This is a genomic window from Vibrio sp. Vf1514 (assembly GCF_052076135.1).
GTDB lineage: Bacteria > Pseudomonadota > Gammaproteobacteria > Enterobacterales > Vibrionaceae > Vibrio > Vibrio furnissii.
Genome location: NZ_CP197268.1, coordinates 944,314 through 966,417, shown reverse-complemented (window position 1 = coordinate 966,417; position 22,104 = coordinate 944,314). Strand labels below are relative to the sequence as shown.

At 50.7% G+C, this 22,104-nt stretch carries 19 protein-coding genes; 8 read left to right on the top strand and 11 right to left on the bottom strand.

What is annotated here, in order from left to right; all coding sequences use genetic code 11:
• Window positions 1–37: 37 nt before the first annotated feature.
• The 4 genes from ACS18Q_RS19235 to luxQ all read left to right on the top strand — a co-directional run bounded on the left by ACS18Q_RS19235 (window position 38) and on the right by luxQ (window position 5,088).
• Window positions 38–673, top strand: coding sequence for a YceH family protein (locus ACS18Q_RS19235; protein ID WP_004726766.1), 636 nt, complete (start codon window positions 38–40; stop codon window positions 671–673).
• Window positions 674–683: 10 nt separating this feature from the next.
• The gene (locus ACS18Q_RS19230) at window positions 684–974 is read left to right on the top strand and encodes a GIY-YIG nuclease family protein (protein ID WP_238820806.1); all 291 of its coding nucleotides are present in this window, start codon (window positions 684–686) and stop codon (window positions 972–974) included.
• A gap of 419 nt (window positions 975–1,393) precedes the next feature.
• The gene (locus ACS18Q_RS19225) at window positions 1,394–2,491 is read left to right on the top strand and encodes an autoinducer 2-binding periplasmic protein LuxP (protein WP_004726763.1); all 1,098 of its coding nucleotides are present in this window, start codon (window positions 1,394–1,396) and stop codon (window positions 2,489–2,491) included.
• A gap of 20 nt (window positions 2,492–2,511) precedes the next feature.
• On the top strand, window positions 2,512–5,088 hold the full coding sequence (gene luxQ, locus ACS18Q_RS19220) for a quorum-sensing autoinducer 2 sensor kinase/phosphatase LuxQ (RefSeq protein ID WP_441257692.1): 2,577 nt from the start codon (window positions 2,512–2,514) through the stop codon (window positions 5,086–5,088).
• Here the strand turns inward: luxQ and ACS18Q_RS19215 are convergent.
• From ACS18Q_RS19215 to ACS18Q_RS19205, 3 genes are all read right to left on the bottom strand, one after another.
• On the bottom strand, window positions 5,085–5,765 hold the full coding sequence (locus ACS18Q_RS19215) for a PilZ domain-containing protein (protein WP_004726760.1): 681 nt from the start codon (window positions 5,763–5,765) through the stop codon (window positions 5,085–5,087). The genes luxQ and ACS18Q_RS19215 overlap by 4 nt on opposite strands.
• Window positions 5,766–5,889: 124 nt before the next feature.
• Window positions 5,890–6,414 carry a hypothetical protein gene (locus ACS18Q_RS19210; RefSeq protein WP_004726759.1) on the bottom strand — a complete coding sequence of 175 codons (525 nt, stop codon included), beginning with the start codon at window positions 6,412–6,414 and terminating at the stop codon, window positions 5,890–5,892.
• Between the two features lie 151 nt (window positions 6,415–6,565).
• Window positions 6,566–6,937 (bottom strand): YgiW/YdeI family stress tolerance OB fold protein, encoded by a 372-nt coding sequence (locus tag ACS18Q_RS19205; RefSeq protein WP_441257691.1) that lies wholly within the window; start codon window positions 6,935–6,937, stop codon window positions 6,566–6,568.
• 165 nt (window positions 6,938–7,102) lie between these two features.
• Here ACS18Q_RS19205 and ACS18Q_RS19200 point away from each other — a divergent pair, with 165 nt between their 5' ends.
• The 4 genes from ACS18Q_RS19200 to modC are packed head-to-tail and all read left to right on the top strand — an operon-like array spanning window position 7,103 to window position 11,175.
• A complete protein-coding gene (locus ACS18Q_RS19200; RefSeq protein ID WP_441257690.1) occupies window positions 7,103–8,587 on the top strand; it encodes a cobyric acid synthase in 1,485 nt (494 codons plus the stop codon).
• The gene (modA, locus tag ACS18Q_RS19195) at window positions 8,584–9,369 is read left to right on the top strand and encodes a molybdate ABC transporter substrate-binding protein (protein WP_014257413.1); all 786 of its coding nucleotides are present in this window, start codon (window positions 8,584–8,586) and stop codon (window positions 9,367–9,369) included. Before ACS18Q_RS19200 ends, modA begins: the two co-directional genes overlap by 4 nt.
• Window positions 9,359–10,069 carry a molybdate ABC transporter permease subunit gene (gene modB / locus ACS18Q_RS19190; RefSeq protein ID WP_004726752.1) on the top strand — a complete coding sequence of 237 codons (711 nt, stop codon included), beginning with the start codon at window positions 9,359–9,361 and terminating at the stop codon, window positions 10,067–10,069. The genes modA and modB overlap by 11 nt, the downstream gene beginning before the upstream one ends.
• Window positions 10,066–11,175 carry a molybdenum ABC transporter ATP-binding protein ModC gene (gene modC, locus ACS18Q_RS19185; RefSeq protein WP_441257689.1) on the top strand — a complete coding sequence of 370 codons (1,110 nt, stop codon included), beginning with the start codon at window positions 10,066–10,068 and terminating at the stop codon, window positions 11,173–11,175. The genes modB and modC overlap by 4 nt, the downstream gene beginning before the upstream one ends.
• A gap of 105 nt (window positions 11,176–11,280) precedes the next feature.
• On the opposite strand, the gene ACS18Q_RS19180 is transcribed toward modC, so the two are convergent.
• The 8 genes from ACS18Q_RS19180 to ACS18Q_RS19145 form a co-directional block, all read right to left on the bottom strand.
• On the bottom strand, window positions 11,281–12,543 hold the full coding sequence (locus tag ACS18Q_RS19180) for a hydroxymethylglutaryl-CoA reductase (protein ID WP_441257688.1): 1,263 nt from the start codon (window positions 12,541–12,543) through the stop codon (window positions 11,281–11,283).
• A 121-nt stretch (window positions 12,544–12,664) separates the two neighbouring features.
• Complete coding sequence (locus ACS18Q_RS19175; protein ID WP_441257687.1) at window positions 12,665–12,949, bottom strand: hypothetical protein; 285 nt, start codon at window positions 12,947–12,949, stop codon at window positions 12,665–12,667.
• Between the two features lie 57 nt (window positions 12,950–13,006).
• Entirely contained in the window at window positions 13,007–13,168 is a 162-nt protein-coding gene (locus ACS18Q_RS19170; protein ID WP_004726743.1) for a hypothetical protein, read from the bottom strand.
• A gap of 197 nt (window positions 13,169–13,365) precedes the next feature.
• Complete coding sequence (gene yccS, locus ACS18Q_RS19165; RefSeq protein WP_014257408.1) at window positions 13,366–15,519, bottom strand: YccS family putative transporter; 2,154 nt, start codon at window positions 15,517–15,519, stop codon at window positions 13,366–13,368.
• A gap of 186 nt (window positions 15,520–15,705) precedes the next feature.
• Window positions 15,706–17,820 (bottom strand): type I secretion system permease/ATPase, encoded by a 2,115-nt coding sequence (locus ACS18Q_RS19160; protein ID WP_041943164.1) that lies wholly within the window; start codon window positions 17,818–17,820, stop codon window positions 15,706–15,708.
• An 11-nt stretch (window positions 17,821–17,831) separates the two neighbouring features.
• Window positions 17,832–19,742 carry a bifunctional diguanylate cyclase/phosphodiesterase gene (locus ACS18Q_RS19155; RefSeq protein WP_004726738.1) on the bottom strand — a complete coding sequence of 637 codons (1,911 nt, stop codon included), beginning with the start codon at window positions 19,740–19,742 and terminating at the stop codon, window positions 17,832–17,834.
• Between the two features lie 5 nt (window positions 19,743–19,747).
• Window positions 19,748–20,410 (bottom strand): transglutaminase-like cysteine peptidase, encoded by a 663-nt coding sequence (locus ACS18Q_RS19150; RefSeq protein WP_441258222.1) that lies wholly within the window; start codon window positions 20,408–20,410, stop codon window positions 19,748–19,750.
• 53 nt (window positions 20,411–20,463) lie between these two features.
• A complete protein-coding gene (locus ACS18Q_RS19145) occupies window positions 20,464–21,855 on the bottom strand; it encodes an HlyD family type I secretion periplasmic adaptor subunit (RefSeq protein WP_055465610.1) in 1,392 nt (463 codons plus the stop codon).
• Between the last annotated feature and the right edge of the window lie 249 nt (window positions 21,856–22,104).

Sequence of the window (22,104 nt, the reverse complement as noted above, 5' to 3'; positions counted from 1 at the left end):
GAGACGAGGCTAGCCTCGATAAAAGAAGGAAACGAAAATGAGTAACGAACTTTCCCCGCTAGAGGCCCGTGTCATTGGTTGCCTGATTGAAAAGGAAATTACCACCCCAGATCATTACCCGCTCACGCTCAACAGCTTGACCACTGCGTGTAATCAGAAGAGCAATCGCGAACCTGTGTTGTCGTTATCGGACGCGGATGTGCAAGATACGGTTGAAGCGTTGATCGCGCGTCGTTTGGTGAGTGACGAAAGTGCGTTTAATAGCCGCGCCTCAAAATACCAGCACCGTTTTTGCAATACCGAATTTGGCGACTTGAAATTGAATGAGCAAGAGCTTGGCGTGGTCTGCTGTTTGCTCCTGCGCGGCGCGCAAACGCCGGGTGAGCTGAGAACGCGCACGAACCGTTTATGCAATTTTACTGACGTAAAAGAAACCGAAGCGGTGCTGGAAGCGCTGGCCAATCGCTCATTGGTGGTGAAATTGCCACGTGAACCGGGCAAGCGTGAGTCACGTTATCAGCACCTGTTTTCTGGCGATGTGGATGTTGATGCATTGGCAAGCTTTGCCGACAGCGAACCGTCCAACTCACAGCTTGAAGCGTTAGAGCAAGAAGTGGCGGCGCTGCGAGACGAAGTGGCGGAACTGCGCGCGTTGATCGAACAAAAGCTGTAACCGCTTCGGCATGAACGAAGACATCTCGAGTCCGTGCTGGTGGATTTATCTGGTTCGGACTTCCAGTAACGCGCTGTATTGCGGCATCACGACGGATGTCGCACGGCGCTTTACTCAGCATCAAAAAGGGCAAGGTGCCAAAGCGCTGCGGGGCAAAGGACCGTTGACGCTGGCTTGGCAACATGAAATTGGCCCAAGCAAAGGTGAGGCGCTCAAACTGGAGTACCGCATCAAGCAGCTCTCTAAAGTACAAAAAGAGCGTCTGATCTTGGATCAGCATCCACTGCCTTCACTGAATTAAGTCCCCAATCATTTTTGCCTTTTGACAGGCGAAATTTGATTCTCTGTATTAATCTTTATCCATATCAATCGTTTTAAGAGTGAAGTTTCATAATAAAATCCATTAGCCTAGCTAATGGGTTGTGGGTGAAGCATTGCTCGGGCGTTCGGCTGCGCTGTATTTTCTCTGGCTGACATAATATTCGGTCATAAGATAGATGAAATATGTTATGCGGTTTAAAGAAATTGCTGTTAATTTAGTCACTTGCTGAATGTTTTTATGATTTTTTCGTGCTACGCGCTATTAATTGCGGGCCGTATGCTTAATAATCTTAAACGTTATTATTTGCTTGATATTTTAGGGAATTCTTTCCCTGTTATGCCAAGCAGTTCATAAACTTTGTTGATGGACATGATCAACAGAACGACGGAATGTGTGGAATGAAGAAAACGCTTTTTCTTTCTCTTTTACTTGGTTTCACTCCTTTTGCCTCTTCGTATTCATCACAAGTGCTGAATGGTTACTGGCATTATCAGGAATTTCTGAATGCCAATCCGCAACAAAAGGCACTGACTGAGTCGTTGTCTGATGCGGTGCGTCAATCGTCTCAGCGGCTGACGGTCAAACAACAAACGCCGGTGACCATTTCGGTGGTTTATCCGGGGCAGCAGATCTCCGATTACTGGGTGCGCAACATCAAAGCGTTTGAAATGCGATTGGAAGAGTTAGGCATTGAATACCAGATTAATCAGGTGTTTACGCGCCCGAACCAAGACACCCGCCAACAAAGCTTGTCGTTGATGGAAGCGGTGAAGAACAACACGGATTATTTGATTTTCACGCTGGATACAACGCGCCACCGCAAGTTTATTGAACACGTTCTGAATTCGTCACCGACCAAATTGATTTTGCAGAATATCACCACGCCGGTTCGAGACTGGGATGAACGCCAGCCGATGATGTACGTTGGGTTTGACCATGAACTCGGTGCGCAGCAACTCGCGCAGTATTATCGCGAGCATGTGCCCAAAGGTAGCAAGTATTCGGTGCTGTATTTCTCTGAAGGATACGTCAGCGATGCGCGTGGCGACACCTTCATTCAGCAGATGGAAAGCACGGGCGATTATCAGTTGGCCTCGTCGTATTACACTAAAGCGACACAAGAAAGTGGCTATGAAGCTACCGTTAACATTGTCAAAAATGACCCGGATATTAAATTTATTTACGCCTGTTCCACCGATGTGGCACTGGGCGCAGCCAAGGCGCTACAAGCATTAAAACGTGAAGATATTCAGGTGAATGGCTGGGGTGGCGGCTCGGCAGAACTAGAAGCCTTGGATGAAGGTCATCTTGATGTTACTGTCATGAGAATCAATGATGATACCGGCATTGCGATGGCGGAAGCGATCAAACGTGATTTGGAAGGTTTGGCCGTGCCCGTGGTGTATTCCGGTGACTTTGAGATCGTGACCAAAGACGATCAGCCGAAAAAAATTGGTTTGTTTAAGCAACGCGCCTTTCGTTATTCCGACCGTTAGTCGGCAACAGGGAACACTGAGTGAGCATCAGGGCTAGTACAGTCAAACAGAAAAGAAAAATAGCAACCTTCATCAGCCGAGCCATTGTCACTGTGCTCGGCGCGCTCACGTTGACGGTGCTTTTCCAGAGCTATCAAATTAGCAGCCGCTTGATTTCACAAGAAGTGGCACGCACCTCGACCCAAACCTCCAGCCTGATTCAAAACCTGTTTAATTATCGTCTCGCCACGTTGCAAATTCACCAAGACAGCAGCGCGAAAAATGCCAGTCTTATTCAAGCGTTAAACAGCGACAGCGGCGCTGCGTTGGATCAGTATTTCTTGAGCGTCGATCAGCTCGAACTCAACAATACACCGGACATTCGTTTTATCACCGACCTCAAAGAGATGGTATGGGAAGATGGCAATTCGCAGTTTTACGGCGTTCCCCCCAAAGAGCTCAATAAGATCATTCGCAAAGTGTCGATCAGCAGCAACTGGCATCTGATTCAAACGCCATCGGTGCTGGGTACGGCGTATTTATTGGTTCGCCGCTCGCCGATTGTGGATACGGCAACGGGTGAAGTGATTGGCTTTTTGTATGTCAGTACCGTGCTCAACAACAACTTCACGCTGATTGAAACCATCCGCGACAGCAGTAACTCGCAAAACCTGATTTTAACGGTGGGCTCTGAGGTGTTGGCCTCAACACTCAATGGCGATGAATCCTATTCGACCTTTGATGTGCTGGAAGATGGCCTGAGCGATGCCTTGTACGACAAAAATATGGTGGCCAAAACGGCACTGGAAGTGGAAGGGGTGCCGACCTATCTCAGCATCTATTCCGTTCAGAGCAACGAAAACGCCCTGAGCCTGCGCAACAACTACTATTTCTGGATGGTGTTCGCTTTGGTGGCGATGGTTGGGGTGTCCATTCTCACGCGCTGGTGGTTGCAGCGTAGGATTGAATCTGAAATCGATGGTTTGATGACCTACACCCACAAAGTGGCGGAGCGGGGCTTGGATGACTTCTTCCCCGGCTCGAAAATCTATGAATTCGACCACTTTGGCCGAACGTTGGAACACACCTTTCAACGCTTATCCGATCAAGAGAAACAGTTCGAAGATTTGTTTAACTTTGCGCTGTCACCCACCATTTTATGGACGGCTGAGGGCGAATTGATTCGTATGAACCCGTCAGCACATTCGCACTTCCTGCGCAATAACGCCGACGATCATTCGCTATTTTCAGTGCTGAAACGCCAACTGATTCCACAAATTAAATTGGCGGCGCAAGGGGAAATCCTCAAAGAAGTGAATACGGAAGTGGATGGTCGAGTGATCTTGTGGAACTTGTCTCCCATTGTGGTTGAAAACCGCATTGAATCGATTATCACGCAAGGTCAAGACGTCACTTCTATTGCTGAGGCCGAAAAGCAAAGCCGCATTGCGCGTAAAGAGGCGGAAGAATCGGCGCGCGTTCGGGCTGATTTTCTGGCGAAAATGAGTCATGAATTGCGCACGCCGTTGAATGGCATTTTGGGCGTTTCGCAACTGCTGAAACGCACAGTCACGGAGAAAGAGCAGGCCGAACAGGTCAACGTGCTGTGCAGCAGTGGTGAGCATCTTTTGGCGGTGCTGAATGACATTCTTGATTTCTCTAAGATTGAGCAAGGTAAATTTCGCATCCAGAAAGCGGATTTCCCGTTGGTGGATGTGGTGTCTGCCATTGAGCGCATCTATCGGCCTTTGTGTCGTGAAAAAGGCTTAACGCTGACTCTTAATACCAATATTGGCGATGATTTGGTGGTGCGTACCGATCAAGTGCGACTCAATCAAATCCTGTTTAATCTGCTCAACAATTCGGTGAAATTCACCCACGAGGGCGCCATCAATATTCAGCTTCATCTTATCGAGACTGAAGCGGGCGCGAAACTTGAGATTACCGTTTTAGATACCGGCATTGGGATTCGTGAGCAAGATTTAGCACTCATTTTTGAACCGTTTGTGCAGGCGGAATCGACCAACACGCGTGAATATGGCGGCAGCGGCCTTGGGCTGGCGATCGTACATAGCTTAATTGAAATGCTTGGCGGTTCGATTGAAGTGAAGTCGAGCTTTGGCGTTGGCACGCGGTTTACCATCGAATTGCCGTTGGAGATTGTGACCGCCGAAACGCAAACCGTCGCACACAACGACGGCAAGTCACGCTATGAGTTGTTTGACGGAGTCGTCAACGTACTCTTGGTGGAAGACAATCACACCAATGCCTTCATCGCACGTGCGTTTTGCAAAAAATACGGCATGAATGTGGATTGGGTGACTGATGGATTGCAAGCGATCGAGAAAGTGAAACACCAGCCCTACGATCTGATCTTAATGGACAACCAACTGCCGTATCTCGATGGTGTGGATGCCACGCGCATCATCAAACATGACATGGGGCTGGCGATGCCGGTCTACGCGTGTACTGCCGATGGTATGGCGGAAACGCAAGAGGCATTTATGTCGGCAGGTGCGGAATACGTCATTGTGAAACCCATCAAAGAAGAGACCTTGCATCAAGCATTGGTGAATTTCAAAACGCATGCCGCCAAGCTTGCGGTGACCGAACGTTAGACCGTGGCATGTTTGAAGGTTTGGTCAAACATCGCCATCTTCAATTCATCCGACATCGCGAGTGGGGTATCAAATTGCACGCCGATCATGTGCCCTTTATGCTGACGACGAATGTTGGCAATGTGGCTCGTTAGGTCTTCGGGCAGCAACGAATCCAGCTCACAGCTAAAGCGAACGGCATTGTTTAGTGTCAACTCGTTTTCCCCTAAAACAAAGATGCCACAACCCGAGACGGAAAAGTCGACCAGCGTGCCGTTGAACGATTTTTCTAGCTGATCGGTTTGCTCGGTTAAGGTCACCGGCATCGAAATCTTATAACGCTCATGCTCGCGAATGGTCTTCGTGACGAAATGCTTGGGCGGGCGCAGGAAAAACAACGTGTGTGGTGACGAAATCGCCTGCAGAATCGACGTTTTAAATGCAATCACATGGCCCAGCTCCGTGTCGCATACACCACGAAGCACAATCTGGACATTCGAGAGTTTACGCATCACCAAGCTTTCATGGACTTTGTGGGGCATATCTAGAATCAGAAATTGCTCACCTTTAAAACCAATCAGTGTGGTGGAGAATGCAAAGCTGTCATCCGGCCCAAATTGAATGGTGGCGGAAATTTTCATTCCGGGTTTGAGGAATTTGGTGAGATCGGCAGGTTCAGTGGAGCTTGATGTCGCCATGGGGTTTCTTGTCCTAATCTATCGGTTCAGATCAGAAAAACGACCTGACCCGATAGATTATATTACATTTACCATCGTTCTCATTGATCAGAATGAGTGAAAAGCGTTAAGCGAAAGTCAGGATTTAGAATTGGAAACGAACGCCCATGCTGATCTGTGGTCCCCAAACGCCTGCGTTACGCGCTTCGGCATTGAGTACCATTTGCTGCGTGGAATGGAAGCGAACCCCGGCGATGAACACGGAGTTGTCATCGTTGCGGCCAATCCGAGCATGACCTTCGATTTGGCTGGTGAGCCAAATGCGTGTGCCGATGTTGATTTCCATGTTGGTTTCGGTTTCGTGGTTTTCGTCGCTGTTGCCGCGAATGCTGTGGATCAGCATTTGGCCGTACACGTCAGCAAATTGGTTCAATGGGCCATTGAAGCCAATGCCGCCCGCCAAATCCCAATCGCCTTCAAAGCGGGAATCTAAACGGCCAACGAAATGGGAGTTCTCGGTAAAAAACGTGCTGAATTCTCCACCAAATGATTCAGGACTCAGCGCGGTCCTCACTTCCAAAAAGTTGTAGTTAAAGTTATTGGCTGATGCCGTGGTTGGCAGGACACTGGCAATTGCGATAAGGCCAGCCAGGCAGGTTCTTTTAAGCATGGGTGTTCGTCCTAAATCAAATAGATTTCAAATATAGAATAATGGCCTGCAAATTACAGGCCATTTCATCAAATAATTCAATCTTATAACGTCACTTGCCGGGGTTGGCGCGGCAAAAATGAGCATCAGGACAAATTTTACCCCGTGAGGCCTAAAGAAGTTGAATATGATCGACTTCGATTTCCGGCGTGCGACCGTTCTCAAATTCGCCGTACAAGCGCACTTTAGTCTGAGGATCAAGGGGTTGATTGAGGGTGATGTCGTCATCCAATTCAACTTGAATCTCGGTGCTGCCATCGGAGAATACGAAGGTGTCTTTACGAACTTGGCGCAGCAGATGCCCTTCAACCACAACATCTTTGTCGCCAAACCATGTGCTTTCATCGAGTAACGATTGGACGGAAGTGACTTCAACCGGACCGTTAAACTGCACGGTATTGCCGTGGTGCTTTTCACCGGCGAATGCCAGGGTGGAAGCCAAAACCAGTGCGGATGCAGCGAAAAGTACGTTGGATTTTTTCATGGGAGTTTCCTTATTGTTTGCGGTTATTGGTTCAATAAGGGGATTTCAACACGATCACATTGAATCAAGGCTGATTTAACCATTAATCTTCGGTTCATTTAACGTGCCACTTTTCTTTATATTCAACAGGTATACAATGAGACAAACTTCACAATCAGCAGAATTATGGAATCGTCGCTAAACGCTCTGATGGTACAGGGCACAACTTCTGACGCCGGTAAAAGTGTGTTGGTGGCAGGTCTGTGCCGTGTGCTTGCCCGTAAGGGGATTCGAGTTGCCCCTTTCAAGCCGCAAAATATGGCACTCAACAGTGCCGTGACGTCAGATGGTGGTGAAATCGGCCGTGCTCAGGCTGTGCAAGCACTCGCGTGCGGCATTGAACCGAGCGTGCACATGAACCCCGTGCTCCTCAAACCCAATTCAGATACCGGTGCCCAAGTGATTTTACAAGGGCGCGCATTGAGTAACATGGAAGCCAATGGCTACCACGATTACAAGAAAGTGGCGATGCACACTGTGCTCGATTCGTTCTCCCGCCTGCAACAAGACTACGACAGCATCATGATTGAAGGGGCAGGTAGCCCAGCTGAAATCAACCTGCGCGAAAATGATATTGCCAACATGGGCTTTGCTGAAGCAGCGGACGTGCCGGTGATTATTGTCGCAGATATCGACCGCGGCGGTGTTTTTGCTCACCTGTATGGCACGCTGGCGCTGTTATCGGAATCGGAACAACAGCGAGTGAAAGGGTTTGTGATTAACCGTTTTCGAGGGGACATTGGCTTGCTGCAATCGGGGCTCGATTGGCTGGAAGAGAAAACCGGCAAACCGGTGATCGGCGTGTTGCCTTATTTACACGGTTTTGATCTCGAAGCGGAAGATGCGATTACCGCCAACCAAGTGGTGGGCGCAGCGGTGAAGCTCAATGTGGTGGTGCCTGTGTTCACGCGCATCAGTAATCACACCGATTTTGATGCATTACGACTCAACCCAGACATCAACCTGCGGTATGTCGGCAAAGGTGAACGTTTGGACCGTGCGGACCTCATTATTTTGCCGGGGAGTAAATCGACACGTGCCGATTTGGAATACCTGAAGCAGCAAGGTTGGGACAAAGATATTCAGCGTCATCTGCGCCTTGGCGGCAAAGTGATGGGCATCTGTGGTGGTTATCAGATGCTGGGAGACTGGGTGCATGACCCGGATGGCGTGGAAGGCCAACCTGGCAGCACGCAAGGCCTTGGGCTATTGGCGATGGAAACCACGCTAACCGGCGAAAAGCAACTCACCAATGTGGCCGGCACATTGCGACTCAACGGCAAATCCGCGCCTGTTTCCGGCTACGAAATTCATGTTGGCCGAAGTGTTGCCTCGCCAAATTCAGCGGGTGTGGCACCCATTCAACTTCACGACGGTGCGTTTGATGGCTTGGTCAGTCCCTGCAATCACATCGTTGGCACGTATTTACACGGTGTATTTGATACTTTTTCTGCCGCTGACTTAATTTGTCAATGGGCCGGCGCAGACGCGATTCAAGTGCATGATCATGTTGCTGCAAAAGAGCAGGCGATCGATCGTATCGCCGACGCTATCGAGCAGCATCTCGATCTTGCTTTATTATGGCCAGAAATCTATGGACTCTCATCATGAACAATAAAATGAAAAAAATCGCCGTTTTGCTTGGTGCTGTGTTGGCAAGCACCTCGGTTTGGGCAAAAGATACCGTCAATATCTACGCGGCGTCTTCGATGACGAACGCTGTCGATGATTTGATTACGGCGTATGAGGCGGATCACGATGTGGATGTGGTTCCGGTTTATGGTGGTTCTTCTTCGCTTGCACGTCAGATTGAACGTGGTGCGCCCGCAGACGTCTTTTTGTCTGCCAATGAAACTTGGGTATCACACCTGATTAAAAACAACATTGTTAGCCGTGACAATGTCACTCTTTTGGCGGGTAACCAGCTGGTTTTGATTAAGCCAAGCGCCTCTGAACAACAGCCGTTTGATGTTGCCAACAAACAGGCATGGTTAAACGTTTTGAAAGATTCCCGCATGGCGGTGGGTAACACCGATGCCGTGCCTGTGGGCATGTACTCCAAAGAAGCGCTGACTCATTTGGGTGTGTGGGATACGCTGCAACCTAAACTGGCTCAAACCAACAACGTTCGCCTTGCGTTGGCATTGGTGGAACGTGGCGAAGCGCCATTGGGCATGGTGTACAAAACTGATGCCGCTTTGACTGATAACGTGGCGATCCTGTCGACATTCGATCCAGCGCTGCACAGCGCGATTCATTACCCATTGGTGCAAATTACCGACAAAGATGCGAGCCGCGCCTTTGTGGATTTCCTTAAATCAGACAAAGCGAAAGCGGTGATGGAACACTACGGCTTCCGTACCGATATGGGAACTGAGACGTTTGCTGAGTAATATCACGCTCCTGAGCGACTACGAACTCACGGCATTGCTGCTCAGCCTGAAAGTGGCTGGGTATGCGGTGTTGTGGCTGCTCCCCATCGGGTTGGGCATCGGTTGGTTGTTAGCGCGCAAAGAGTTCTTCGGCAAAAGTGCGCTGGACAGTTTGGTGCACTTGCCATTGGTGCTGCCGCCGGTGGTGGTGGGGTATTTGCTGCTGATTTCCATGGGCAAACAAGGCGCGATTGGCCAGTGGCTCAATGCGTGGTTTGGCATCTCATTTAGCTTCAGTTGGCGCGGCGCGGTGTTGGCGTGCGTGGTGATCGCATTGCCACTCATGGTGCGCTCCATTCGTCTGAGCCTCGAAGGCGTGGATCCGAAACTTGAGCAAGCCGCTCGCACATTGGGCGCGTCGCCGCTCAAAGTGTTTGTGACCATCACATTGCCGCTGACGCTGCCGGGTGTGATCACGGGGGTGATGCTCTCGTTTGCGCGCAGCCTCGGTGAGTTTGGTGCCACCATCAGTTTTGTGTCGAACATTCCGGGTGAAACGCAAACCATTCCCCTTGCCATGTATAACTTTTTGGAAACGCCAGGGGCGGAGATGGAAGCGGCTAGGCTGTGCGTTATTTCCATCGTCATTGCGTTGCTCTCCTTGTTTATTTCCGAGTGGGTGAGCCGACGAATGAAACATAAATTGGGAGTCAGCCGATGAGTGCGTTGCAAGTTCAGTTTACGAAAACTTTAGGCGCAACTCAGTTTGACGTGCAACTGGCGCTGCCCAGCAAAGGGATCACCGCGATTTTTGGCCGCTCAGGCGCAGGCAAAACCTCACTGATTAACGTGATTAGTGGTTTGATTGCACCGGACAGCGGTGAAATCGCGATTCAAGATCGCGTGTTGTTCAGCACCAAGCAGCGCATCAACTTGCCGATTGAACACCGCCGTATTGGGTATGTGTTTCAAGAAGCGCGCTTGTTTCCGCACTACACGGTGCGCGGCAACTTAAATTATGGCGTACGGCGAAAAGATGCAGCGTATTTTGCTTCGGTGGTGTCGCTGTTGGCCTTAGAGCCGTTGCTGGAACGTTATCCCAATGCGTTGTCTGGTGGTGAGAAACAGCGTGTGGCCATCGGCCGCGCATTGTTATCGCAACCGGATTTATTGTTGATGGATGAGCCACTTGCATCGCTTGATATGCCGCGTAAACGCGAAGTGATGCCGTTTCTTGAACAGCTCGCGCAACAAGTCGAAATCCCCATTCTGTATGTGACGCACAGCATGAATGAGATCCTGCGTTTGGCCGATCATCTGGTGGTGATTGATCAGGGCAGCGTGGTGGCGTCTGGGCCGATTGAACAGGTGTGGTCATCTAAAAGTATGCGCCCTTGGCAATCTTTCAGCGATCAGAGCACGCTGTTCTCCGGCACCATCGCGCAGCATCATGATCAATTTGGTTTGACCCAAGTGTTATTGGCGCCCAACGTTGGGCTTTGGGTTCAGCAGGTTGATGGCGAACTCAATGCGCCGATTCGCTTGCAGATTCGAGCCAACGACGTATCGGTGACCTTAGAAAAACCGGGTAAAACCTCAATTCGAAATATTTTGTCGGCGCGCATTGCTGAGATTGAACACCATCAACAGGGCGAACATAAGAAGAGCATCGCTTTAAAGTTGGCGTTGGCCCCCGATATTTTCCTCTGGGCGACAATTACCGAGTGGGCGCTGCAAGATTTGGCATTACAGCCGGGCATGGAAGTTTACGCGCAGATCAAAGGGGTGAGTGTGTCCCAGCGCGATGTGGTACTCAGCCACGTGTGACAAAAAAGCCTTCTCTCACAGAAGGCTTTTTCATGAGTGAATGTTTTAGGCATTTTGAATGCGTTGACCTTGTGAAGCCAGCACTTAACGCGCAGCGTTGAACACTTATCCGCGAGCCAGCTTATGATGCGCACGAGAAAAGTGCCCTGCGCTGAATGCGCCAACGATGGATAGTTCGCCAGCCAAACACAACGCAGCTGCGACTTCAGCCAAGGCTCTGGCCTTGCCATTCCCCGCGAGTCCCAGAATGTCCAAGCACGCTTTTTGGCTCGGTAAACCTGTGCCGCCGCCTACGGTGCCCACCATCAGGTTGGGGAGGGTGACGCTGGCATACAAACCACCATGTTTGTTGAGTTCCATTCGCGTGATCCCAATCGCTGACTCCGCGACGCACGCAGCATCTTGGCCGCATGCAATGTACAGCGCTGCGAGCGCATTGGCATAATGCGCATTCACGCCGATGCTGCCACTCAGCGCGCCGCCCAACGTTGTCATGTGACCAAACTGCACCATTTTTTCGGGGGTGGTGTGAAGATATTTTCTAACCAAATCAGCCGTTAAATGAACTTCTGCCGTCACCTTCTTGCCGCGTACGCTGCGCAACACATGGCTGTTGGCTTTTTTGTCGCCAGACAAATTGCCATCGAGAAACGCGTATTCCGGCGCAATCGGGGAATGCTGCATGATGAAGTCAAATACTGCGTTGGTGGCAATCGTCACCATGTTTTGCCCGGAAGCATCGCCCGTCAAATACTCAAATACCAAGTAGACATGATTACCTTCCAGGGTGACATTGATGTCGTGCAATTGACCGTGCGCAGTTGTTGATTGCGCCAGCGATTTAAACGCGTCGTACTGTGTGGTAACCCAAGCGACAAATTGCCCCGCTTGCGCGAGGTTGTAAAACGCAAACACAGGAGTGCGTGTGACGCCTTCGTTGAGCAGCATGGCACTGGCGCCCCCGGCGGCAGTGATCAACCGGCTCCCACGATGATAAGACGCCACCAACGCGGCTTCGGTGGTGGCCAGCGGGATCAAGTAATCGCCGCTGGCGTGCAAGCCATTCACACGTAGCGGACCTGCCACGCCCACAGGCACCTTCACTGTGCCGATAAAGTATTCAATGTTTTTGTCGTATGCCGCCATGTGCTGCTCAGTCACCGGATCGAACAACACGCTTTGTGCACTGTCGAGTGCCAACTTTTCCCAACGCTGCTGCACGTGCTTTTCCGTTAAGGCAGGGCTGGCCGTCAGCTTGGTGGCAGGTTTTGTGTGTTTGGGTTCTAACGCAGACGTGAACTGGTCGGTCGTCAAGGCATGCTGAAGGGCAGTGGCACCTTCACGACGATGCAGATTTAGTTTTGGCATAGGGATACGGATTCAAAAATTTGGGGGCATTGTACCGGGGCAGGGTACAAACTCAATACGTCGACACACACACTGACAATTTGCGTGATGTCAGCGCGCGCATTAAATGTTCGGTGTCAAATTAGACGCTGATATCAAGGAGGCTGCCGATCATGTCCTGATCGCGTTGCAACACGTTGGTGCCGATTCGAGCGTACTGTTGGGATTGGTTGAGTTTGACTAACGGATCGATGGGATCAGAACGACGCGGTTTATCGATCTCAACTTTGTTGAACTCGAGGGTTTTATCAGACAGTTGGGTGGGTTCGAAAGCTTTGTTTTGCTGAATTTCACGCGCAGCATCCTCGGCCATTTTTGATGACTGTTGGATGATTGAATACCCTGGTTGTACGGCTGAAACAGGCATTGGCTTTCCTCTTGACTGTTAAAAGCTTACGTCCGGAGATTCAAAAGTGCAAGTCGCTCAGGAAAACAAGCTCGCAATCACATCAATCTCTTCATCGGTGAGCAACGTGGTTTGTTCTTGCTCCAATGAATGACGAATTTCACCCTGCAACGACTTGAGTTGTTGGGGGGTCATTAACTTTAATTGTGATTTTAATTGTTCAAACTGAGCGCTGTTCATTCTCATACCTTGAATGGTGTTCCGATGACTCAGAAACAACCTTTCGTATTCGTATCCCATGATTGTCTTACTCGTGTAGGACTTTTCTGACTACAAAATTAGTATTTGAACGATGTTTTTTTGTCCGAAAATTGTCAGGATATATCCAGTAAAACGTCAAAGAGGGCGAATTCGCCCTCTTTAAACGTGTTGCATATTTAACCAACCCGTACGGCAAACTTGCTGGCGAGCGAGTGAAGTTCGGGAAGCATGCGATAAATCAGGTGAAGTTGTTGCAGCACCATACGAGCGGAACTGTCGTCTTCTTCACGCCATTCTGCCAGTCGTTTTTCGAGGCCCGCATCTTCGATCGTGCTGGTATCGCAGTCGCCGCAATGCGTGAAGAGTTGCTGATACAGAATATCCAGATGTTGGTGAATGACGCGATGGGAATCGAGCACCAATTGGTGCACGGTTTCATCGTCGATGCGCGTGCGGTGCGCGCCCAATGCGGAAATGTAGCTCAGCAACGCATGATTTAGCGTCAGGAAGCGGAAGCTTTCATCCGTCGCTGTGCGATATTTCCCGGGCTCGGCCAACATGTTACTGACTGCCGCTGCCAACGCGGCATCTTGGTTGTGCGCATTCCGGCGGGCAATGCGATAGGTGAGGTTGTCTTTCTTGCCAATTCGATACTGGCCAATGATTTGCCCAAGATACTGTTTGTTGGCATCAATGGCGTCGGCCATGACTTTGTGCAGGCGTTTTGATTGCCAGTCGGGCAGAATGAAAATCACCGCGCCAACGGCCAGTGCGCAGCCAATCAATGTGTCGGCAAGGCGGGGTAGAACAACCGCAAACCCTTCGCCCAATTGGTTAAAGCAGAACAGTACCAGTAGGGTGATAAAACCGGTGGCATAACCGTAATTGTTGAGACGAAAGGCAAAGAACATCACGCCGGAAAAGACAATCAGCACCAACTGACTTTCCTGAGAAGGGAAGAATGTCAGCAGCGGCACACCAATCAACAACCCCGCCAGTGTCCCAATAATACGAGAAGTCAGCTTCTGGCGCGTTGCGGCGTAGTTGGGCTGGCAGACAAACAGTGTCGTGAGCAAAATCCAATAGCCGCGCTCTAGCCCTAACCCTTGCAAGATCCCATAACCCAAGGTGAGGGCGATCGACATGCGCACGGCATGGCGAAACAGCAACGAATCTTGATTGAGGTTAGCTTTAATTCGTAGCCACAAGGTTTTGAGCGTGTGGGCTTCGGTATCGTCCAGTACGTCTTCTTCTGGTTTGGAAACATCTGGGTTACTGACGTTACATAACTGCTTCTCGACGGTGGCTAAGTTATTGAATAAATAACCCAATTGAGCGAGAAGCATCTTCCATTCCGGGCGCTTCTGCTCTTGCAAATACGTCAGGGAAAGCTGCAATTCATCCAAGGCGAGGACGGATTCGCTGCCGTGCTGGTAGCTACGGCCAATGCGGATGGAGTGCGCGATTTCGCGGCACGCTTTGGCTTGCGTTTCCAGTAAGTGTCTAAAACGAAACAGCACATCGGTACGGCCAAAGTTATCGGCAAGATCTTGGTAACGATAATGGGTTGAGCTGGCGCGTTCGTGAATGTCTTGCGCTAAAAAGTAAATTTTCAGGAATCGGTCGCTGGTGCTGTCGACATGGCCGCGCTTGGAACGGGTCAAAAACGTGGCTTTCGCTTGGTTGAGCGCGTTCACCGTGGCGGCATTTAAATTGGCTTCGGTAATCCGATGTGGCTGAGGTACGAGGTTGGACACCGGATGAAAGAGCTTCGATTTCGCTTCAAAGTAGTTGGCCAATTGCACAAACACGTTGGCGAGATCTTGTTGTACCGGCTGCATGGGCCAAAATGCATGCCAGAGCATCGACACCAAATAATACCAAGCACTCCCCGTGAGCAGCAGGAGTGGCTGGAACCAAATGTTGGTGCTTTGGTGGGCACCCAACATGGTGTAAATCGCGATCAAGAGCGAACCAAAGGCGATACTGGCGTAACGGGAACCCATTGCGCCGAGCATGATAAACCCAAAGGTCGAGATGAACAGGCCGATGGCAAACAGGATCGGCGTGCGAAATAGAATTTCAATCGAGAATGCGGCGATCGCAAAACAGATAAACGTCAGCGTGATGGATTTGAGGCGGCCGGTAAAACTATCATCGCGCTCTGCCAATGCCGCTGCAATCACCCCAAGAATCAGCGGCGTGACCCACGTATTGAGGTTGTAATGCCAGGCAGGGATAACCACACCAAGCAAGGTGATCAGGATCAGAACACAATAATTGAAGGTTTTATTGGCCCAATAGAGTCGAAGTTGATTGAGTAGCTGCACAGTGAAATTTTACGCCAGACTGAAAAGTGAGAGTTTAGCAGAAGTGCGCTGTAAGAGTCTGATCGAGAATAAAAAATATTTAAATCGTTGCGTGATTTTATCGGGGCAAACAAAAAGCGACAGCGGAAGGGCTGTCGCTTTGAAGCGCTCGTTATGATGTGGCGATGGCGCGATTAGATGGTGCGATTAATTGACGGCACGAACCTTCCCATGACGCAGATCGCTCAGCACCATCTCTTTAGGGCCATCGGCGATGATGCAACCTTTCTCCATCACAATTACCCGATCAACCACATCAAGCATGGTGGTTTTGTGGGTGATGAGCACCAAGGTTTCGCTCGAGGTGAGTTGGCTGAGCTGATGCTTAATCTGCATTTCGGAGCGGTTGTCCATCGCGCTGGTGGGTTCATCCATCAGCAGTACGGGTGGTCTACCAAGCAGTGCACGGGCAATGGCCACTGCTTGACGTTGTCCTCCCGACAGCAGTAAACCGCCTTCACCCACTTGGCGCTCAAGCCCCGCTGGATCTTGTTGGGTAAACACGGTGACACCGGCGCGGTTGGCAGCATCCATCACATCGCGATCGTCCGCCAATGGACGACCTAGCGTGATGTTGTCACGGATGGTGCCGTAAAATAGCACGCTCTCTTGCGGCACACAGCCAATGTTGCGTCGCACATCAATATGATGGAGCTGTTTGATGTCGGTATCATCAATTCGGACGTGACCTTCGGTTGGCTGATAGAGGCCCATAATGAGGCGTTCTAAAGTGGTTTTCCCTGAACCGATACGACCGATAATCGCCACTTTCTCGCCCGGATTGATGGTGACGCTCAGGTCACGAATCGAAGCCACTGGCGAATTTGGGTAGTGGAACGTTACTTTATCCAGCTCAATTTTGCCCTGAATCATCGGGCGATGGATGTAGCGTTTCCCTTCTTCCTGTTCGTCCGGCATGCTCATCACTTGCTCAATAATGGTCAGCGACGATTTGGCTTGGTTATAACGGGTGGAAAGCAACGAAAGCTGTACCAGCGGGCCAATAGCGCGGCCGCTCAACATGGTAGCGGCAATCAAGCCACCCATGGTGAGTTCGCCTTCCGCAATCAGGTAGACACCGAGAATGATCATGCCGACGTTCGACGCCTGCTGGACAAAACCGGCGGTGTTTTGAATGCCATCGGTGATGCGGCGGCTTTTGATGTTCCAGTTGGCCATGTGCGCTACCGCTTCTTCCCAGCGATATTGAAATTGGCTTTGCGCCCCAAACAATTTCAGGGTTTCTAACCCCGCTAAGCTCTCTATCAGGTTGGCATATTTTTGCGATGCCAGACGCGATCCTTCTTCGATCGCGCGGCGCAGTGGTGCTTGAATCAGCAGCGAATAGGCGATCAAAATCACCACACCTGCGACGGGCACCAGCACCAGATTGCCGGCCATCAGCCAAATCAGCGTTAAGAACAGCAGCGCAAATGGCAGGTCGATCAGAGACGCGATGGTCGCTGAGGTAAAGAATTCACGAATCGATTCAAATTCCTGCAAATGACGCGCAAATGCACCAACCGACGGTGGGCGAGATTCCATGCGAATGCCCATCACTTTGGCAAACAGTTTGGATGAAATCAGAATGTCGGACTTTTTCCCCGCCACGTCGATGAAATAGTTGCGCAGCAGCTTGAGGGTTAAATCAAATAAGAAGATGATGAACACGCCGCTGGCTAGTACCCACAGGGTTTCAAACGCAAGGTTGGGGACCACTTTGTCGTAGACCAAGCGGGTAAACATGGGGGCCGCAATCGCAAACAGGTTAATCAGAATGGAGGCGATCAACACGTCTCGATAGATGCGTTTGGATTGCCAAATGGTGCCCCAAAACCAGTGGCCGTGGCGCGTTTTGAGCACTTCTGGCGAGCGTTCGTCGTAACGAAATTGCTTTTTGACCATGAAATAGCGGCCAATGTAACGTTCTGCCAACTCTGCCAAAGGGTAGGCGACGGGCACCATGCCGGATTCGGCCGTGACAATTTCTGCTTCCTGTTTCTCTTCGTTGATGCTGCTAAGCACGCACGCTTCGCCACTTTTGAGCAGCAGGACGACCGGAAACACCAAATGTGGAATCGCACTCAGTTCAGCACGATTTTCTTTGGCGACCAGCCCCGCACGCTCGGCAGCACGCGGGAATAAAAATGGCGTCAGCTTGCCGTCGGAAAGCGGCAGGCCGTTCACCAACGCCTCCGGCGAATTGGCGAGGCCGTAATAGCGGCTGACGTATATCAGGGAATTGAGCAGCGTATCTTGCATCGCGCGCATCCTTATCTATCCACAATAAAACCTTGGAACACATCGATAAAATGCTCCGACAGAAAATCAAGCTGCACTTGTGTCTCCACCCGTGACGCAATGGTGGTGACGCCCAAATCGTGCGCGGTGCGCGAGATGGAAGTGAGGGTAAATTTCTGCTTCTCATCATCCAAATGGTGGGTGAAGAGGTAATCGAGTTTGACGTAATCGGGGCGGAACTCATTGATGTAATCCAGCGATTGGAAGTTCCGCCCGTAGTTGTCGACCCCAAAGCCCGCGCCCGCGCTACGCACCGCATGACAGAACAGCGCAGTGTGGTGCGGTGCATTGACAAAGCAGCTTTCTGGAATTTCAAAATGCAGCTTGTCGCACACGGTTTTGTGACGCGCCAGCAACTGCGTCACCCAGCGAATGAAGCTCGGTTGCTCGATACTGCTTTGCGCGATGTTGATGGCGAGGGTGTCGGTGAGTTCGCCTGATTCAAGTTTCTCCGCCATGGTTTGTAAGACGTATTGGTCAAACAGGTGGCTGGCGTGCAGTTGTTCTAACGCAAACAGGTATTGGTTGGCGCTGTAACGCTCGTTGTCTTTTTCAATGGCAGAGAACACTTCGCGGTGGAACGTTTGACCCCAGCTGTTATTTGCCGCTTGGAAGCGGAATGTGACCCAATCGTGATGAATGGCTTCTTCCACCAAGGCTTTCCATTGCTGTTTACCCATGACCACTTGGTTGGTGGCGCTGGTGACAAAACCGTATTTGATCTCTGGATTGGCTTTCGACGTTGCCACGGCGTTATCGAGCAGCGACAACATTTCGGTCGACGTCTTATTGTCTTTGTTGTGTACTACGCCCAATGCAGCGTCTGCCGCCGCCATGCCGGTTGGATCGGGGTTGACCACTTGAATGGCGTTAATGAGTCCATCGGCGACCAGACGTAGCTCGCTTTCATCTAAGTTAGGCAAGATCAAACCAAACTCTTCGGTCGAAATGCGTGAAATGGTGGCATTGGGCGTGGTGATGGTGGCTTTCAGTTGCGCTGCGAGATCGCGCACCATGCCATCACCCGCTTCGTAACCTTTCTCTTCATAAAGATCTTTAATGAACTGCGCTTGCAAAATGGCGACACCGCCGATGGCATTGTCACTGAGCCAAGCGTTCAACTGGTTCATGTAGTAGGCGCGGTTACCCAATTGAGACACTGGGTCGATGTAGGCGCGTTCACGCAGCATCTGCGCTTCTTGCGCTTGCGCTTTGAAATACTTTTCCACTTGAGCTGACATGCTGTTGATGCCATCCACCACAGCGATTAAATCGCGTGTATCAGGCAAAGGCAGCGGCTCCCCAAATTGGTTGCGGGCGATTTGCTCCATCTTCTGCACAATCATTTGCAACGGTTTGAGCGCGTGGCGCACGATGAGCGCAATGGCAATCAGGCCAACAAGGGTAATGGAACCGAATGCAAGGCAGAGGCGTATCAGGGCTTGCCACAATTGCGCATACGCTTCGCCCGGATGGCTGACAATTTCCACTTCTGCTAGTTGTAGCCAACCGCTGGTCACAACGCGGCGATCATGGATAGGTTCAAACAGGTCGAGATTGGTGAACCAGTCAGGGACTTGGCTTGGTTTGATTGGGTAGGAACGAACAATTTCTGCATCGTCATCCAGAAAGGTCAGGCGAACCACCGAATAGGTACTGCCATCAAACAATGCGTTGATGACCGATTCGGCCGCCACGGTGTCCTTGTTCTCTAGATACGGCGCAAGCGCCAAACCCACCGTGTTGATGGTGTTACTGACTTCTGAGCGTTGCTGCTGCTCCAAGCTGTTGCGGGTGGTCTTAAATTCGATGATGAATACGCAAATCATCAACAGAATCAGTACCGTGACCATGCCGGCGACCAGTTGTTTGTATAGTGTCATCTTACCTACTCATCGTAATTGACCAACGGTTTATTCAAGTTCAGCGAGCGTTCGCGTGAACGTAAGTCATTCCACAGGCTGAGTCGTGAAGAGTTGCCTGCGAGTTCGCCATTTTTGGATTTCATCAACCACAAATGTTGACCATTAAAGCTGTAAATCGGCAGCAGGTCCCGACGTTGTGATGCCGGTTTGATTTGTGGGTTGATGTTATCCAAGATTAACGGCTGCGCGCTTGGGGTTTGGTAGTAGGCCAACACCATGTGAAACTGGTTCAACTCAATGGCTTTGACGTACACCAAGCGCAGCTTTTTGTCTGAAACCCCAAGTTCCAGCAGTGAAAAATATTTGGCGATGGTGAAATCTTCACAGTCGCCAGCGTTACTGCCCAAAAATTCCAGCGGCGTCGCCCAATAATCTTTTTTTCCCCACAGCACATCGTCATTGACAAAGTAGAGCTGATTAAAGAACCGGTTCACCTCGGTGAGCTGCTCACGCTCCGGCAACTCGTGATAACGGGCCATTTCGCTGCGCCACGTGGCAACGCGTTTACCCGCACGTTCGCCGTAGGTGGCGCTTACGGCATCCACCCACTGTTGCTCTTGGGTATTCAAGGCGCCGACCAGCGAAGAAACCGCCAACGCAGCCAGCACCGCCAGCCAACGCTTCACATTACGTGTCGCCACTGCGGCTCATCCGTTCTCATGAGGTTGCCACTTCTCCGTTATTCCCGCAGTGCGTTGTTTTTGGCGCTGAGGATGGGCTTAAGTAAGTAGTCCAGCACGGTCCGCTTACCAGTGATGATGTCGACCGAGGCCGTCATGCCGGGAATGATCGGCAAGCTTTCATCGTGACCGAGAGACGTCTCTTTGGTGCGTACTCGCACCAGATAAAAACTGTTGCCGTCCTCATCTTGGGACGTGTCGGCGCTGATGTGTTCCAACGTGCCTTCTAACCCGCCGTATTTGGTAAAATCATAGGCGCTGAACTTAACAATCGCTGGGAGATCTGGCCGCAAAAATGCGATGTCTTGCGGTGCGATCTGCGCTTCGACTAACAAGGTATCTTCTGTGGGGACGATCTCGACAATGTCCATCCCCGGTTGAATCACGCCACCAACAGTGTTGACGTACAGGGTTTTGATGGTGCCTGTCACAGGGGAGAGCACCACAGTACGGTTGACTCGATCTTCAAGGCCGACGGTGGATTCCGTCATCGCTGAGAGTTTGTCTTGAGTTTGGTTGAGTGCTTCTTGTTGTTGGGAACGGAACTTCAGTGCCGCATCGATACGGCTCAGCATCGATTCACGCAGCGCGGATTTCAATACCGGTACTTTGAGTTCGCTAGAGGTGAGATCGCGGCGAGTATCGTTCACTTGACGCTGTAACTTCAGCAATTCGATGCGTGGCACGACGCCTTCATCCGCCAGTGGTTTGGTGATTTCCAGCTCTTTATTGGCGTAGCTGTAGCTCTGGCGCAAGTTACGCACGCGCGCTTGAATCTCAACTAAATCTTGTTGTTTCTGTTTTACTTGCTGCGAAATAACCGACAGCTGGTTGCGCAAGTTATCCAAATCTTGGCGATATTGAGCGCGCTGACGTTCAACCAAATCGGGTTGGGATTCCACCAACGCGGGCGGAAACGCAAGCTTGGTGTAATCAATACGAACGCTTTTTTCCCATTCGGCTTCCGTGAATTCATCATTGACCACCACGCTGGCGATGGACGCAGAAAGCTGCAAGACGTTGGCGGTGAGGTTGGCCACTTGTTGTTCGCGCTCGCGATAATCGGAACGAAAGCGGGTGTCGTCAATCAGCAGCAACTGTTGACCTTTTTTGACCTGCTCGCCTTCACGAACCAGAATCTGTTTGACCAAGCCGCCTTCAAGGTTTTGCACCACTTGAATTTGCGACGAGGGAACGACTTTGCCTTGGCCTACCGTGACTTTGTCGATTTGTGCCCACGATGCCCACGCGCCAGCCAGAATGAAAAATAGCACCATGACCCACAACATAATCCGAGCACTGCTGGGTGTATTGAGCAGCAGTGCGGCGGTCTGGTCGTCGACAAATTCAAGTTCGCCGGGCGAGAGCTGGTGGTAACTGCGTTGACTCATGGTGCGATCCTGCGATGGTTTAATGGAGCCTGGAACAATGACATCGTGTATAAGATAAAGCGTAGCTTAATTATGTCTGCTATTTTTATAACTGACTATGATGCATGGGAATTTTTTATACATGGTGCAGATATTTATGGTTTTTCTGATGGTCATCAATGGAACAACGTGACAAAACACCAAAGTCCCGAGCAAAAGTGTTCGGGACTTTATCGGTATGAAGACTGGGTGTTGACGCGATCACCATTT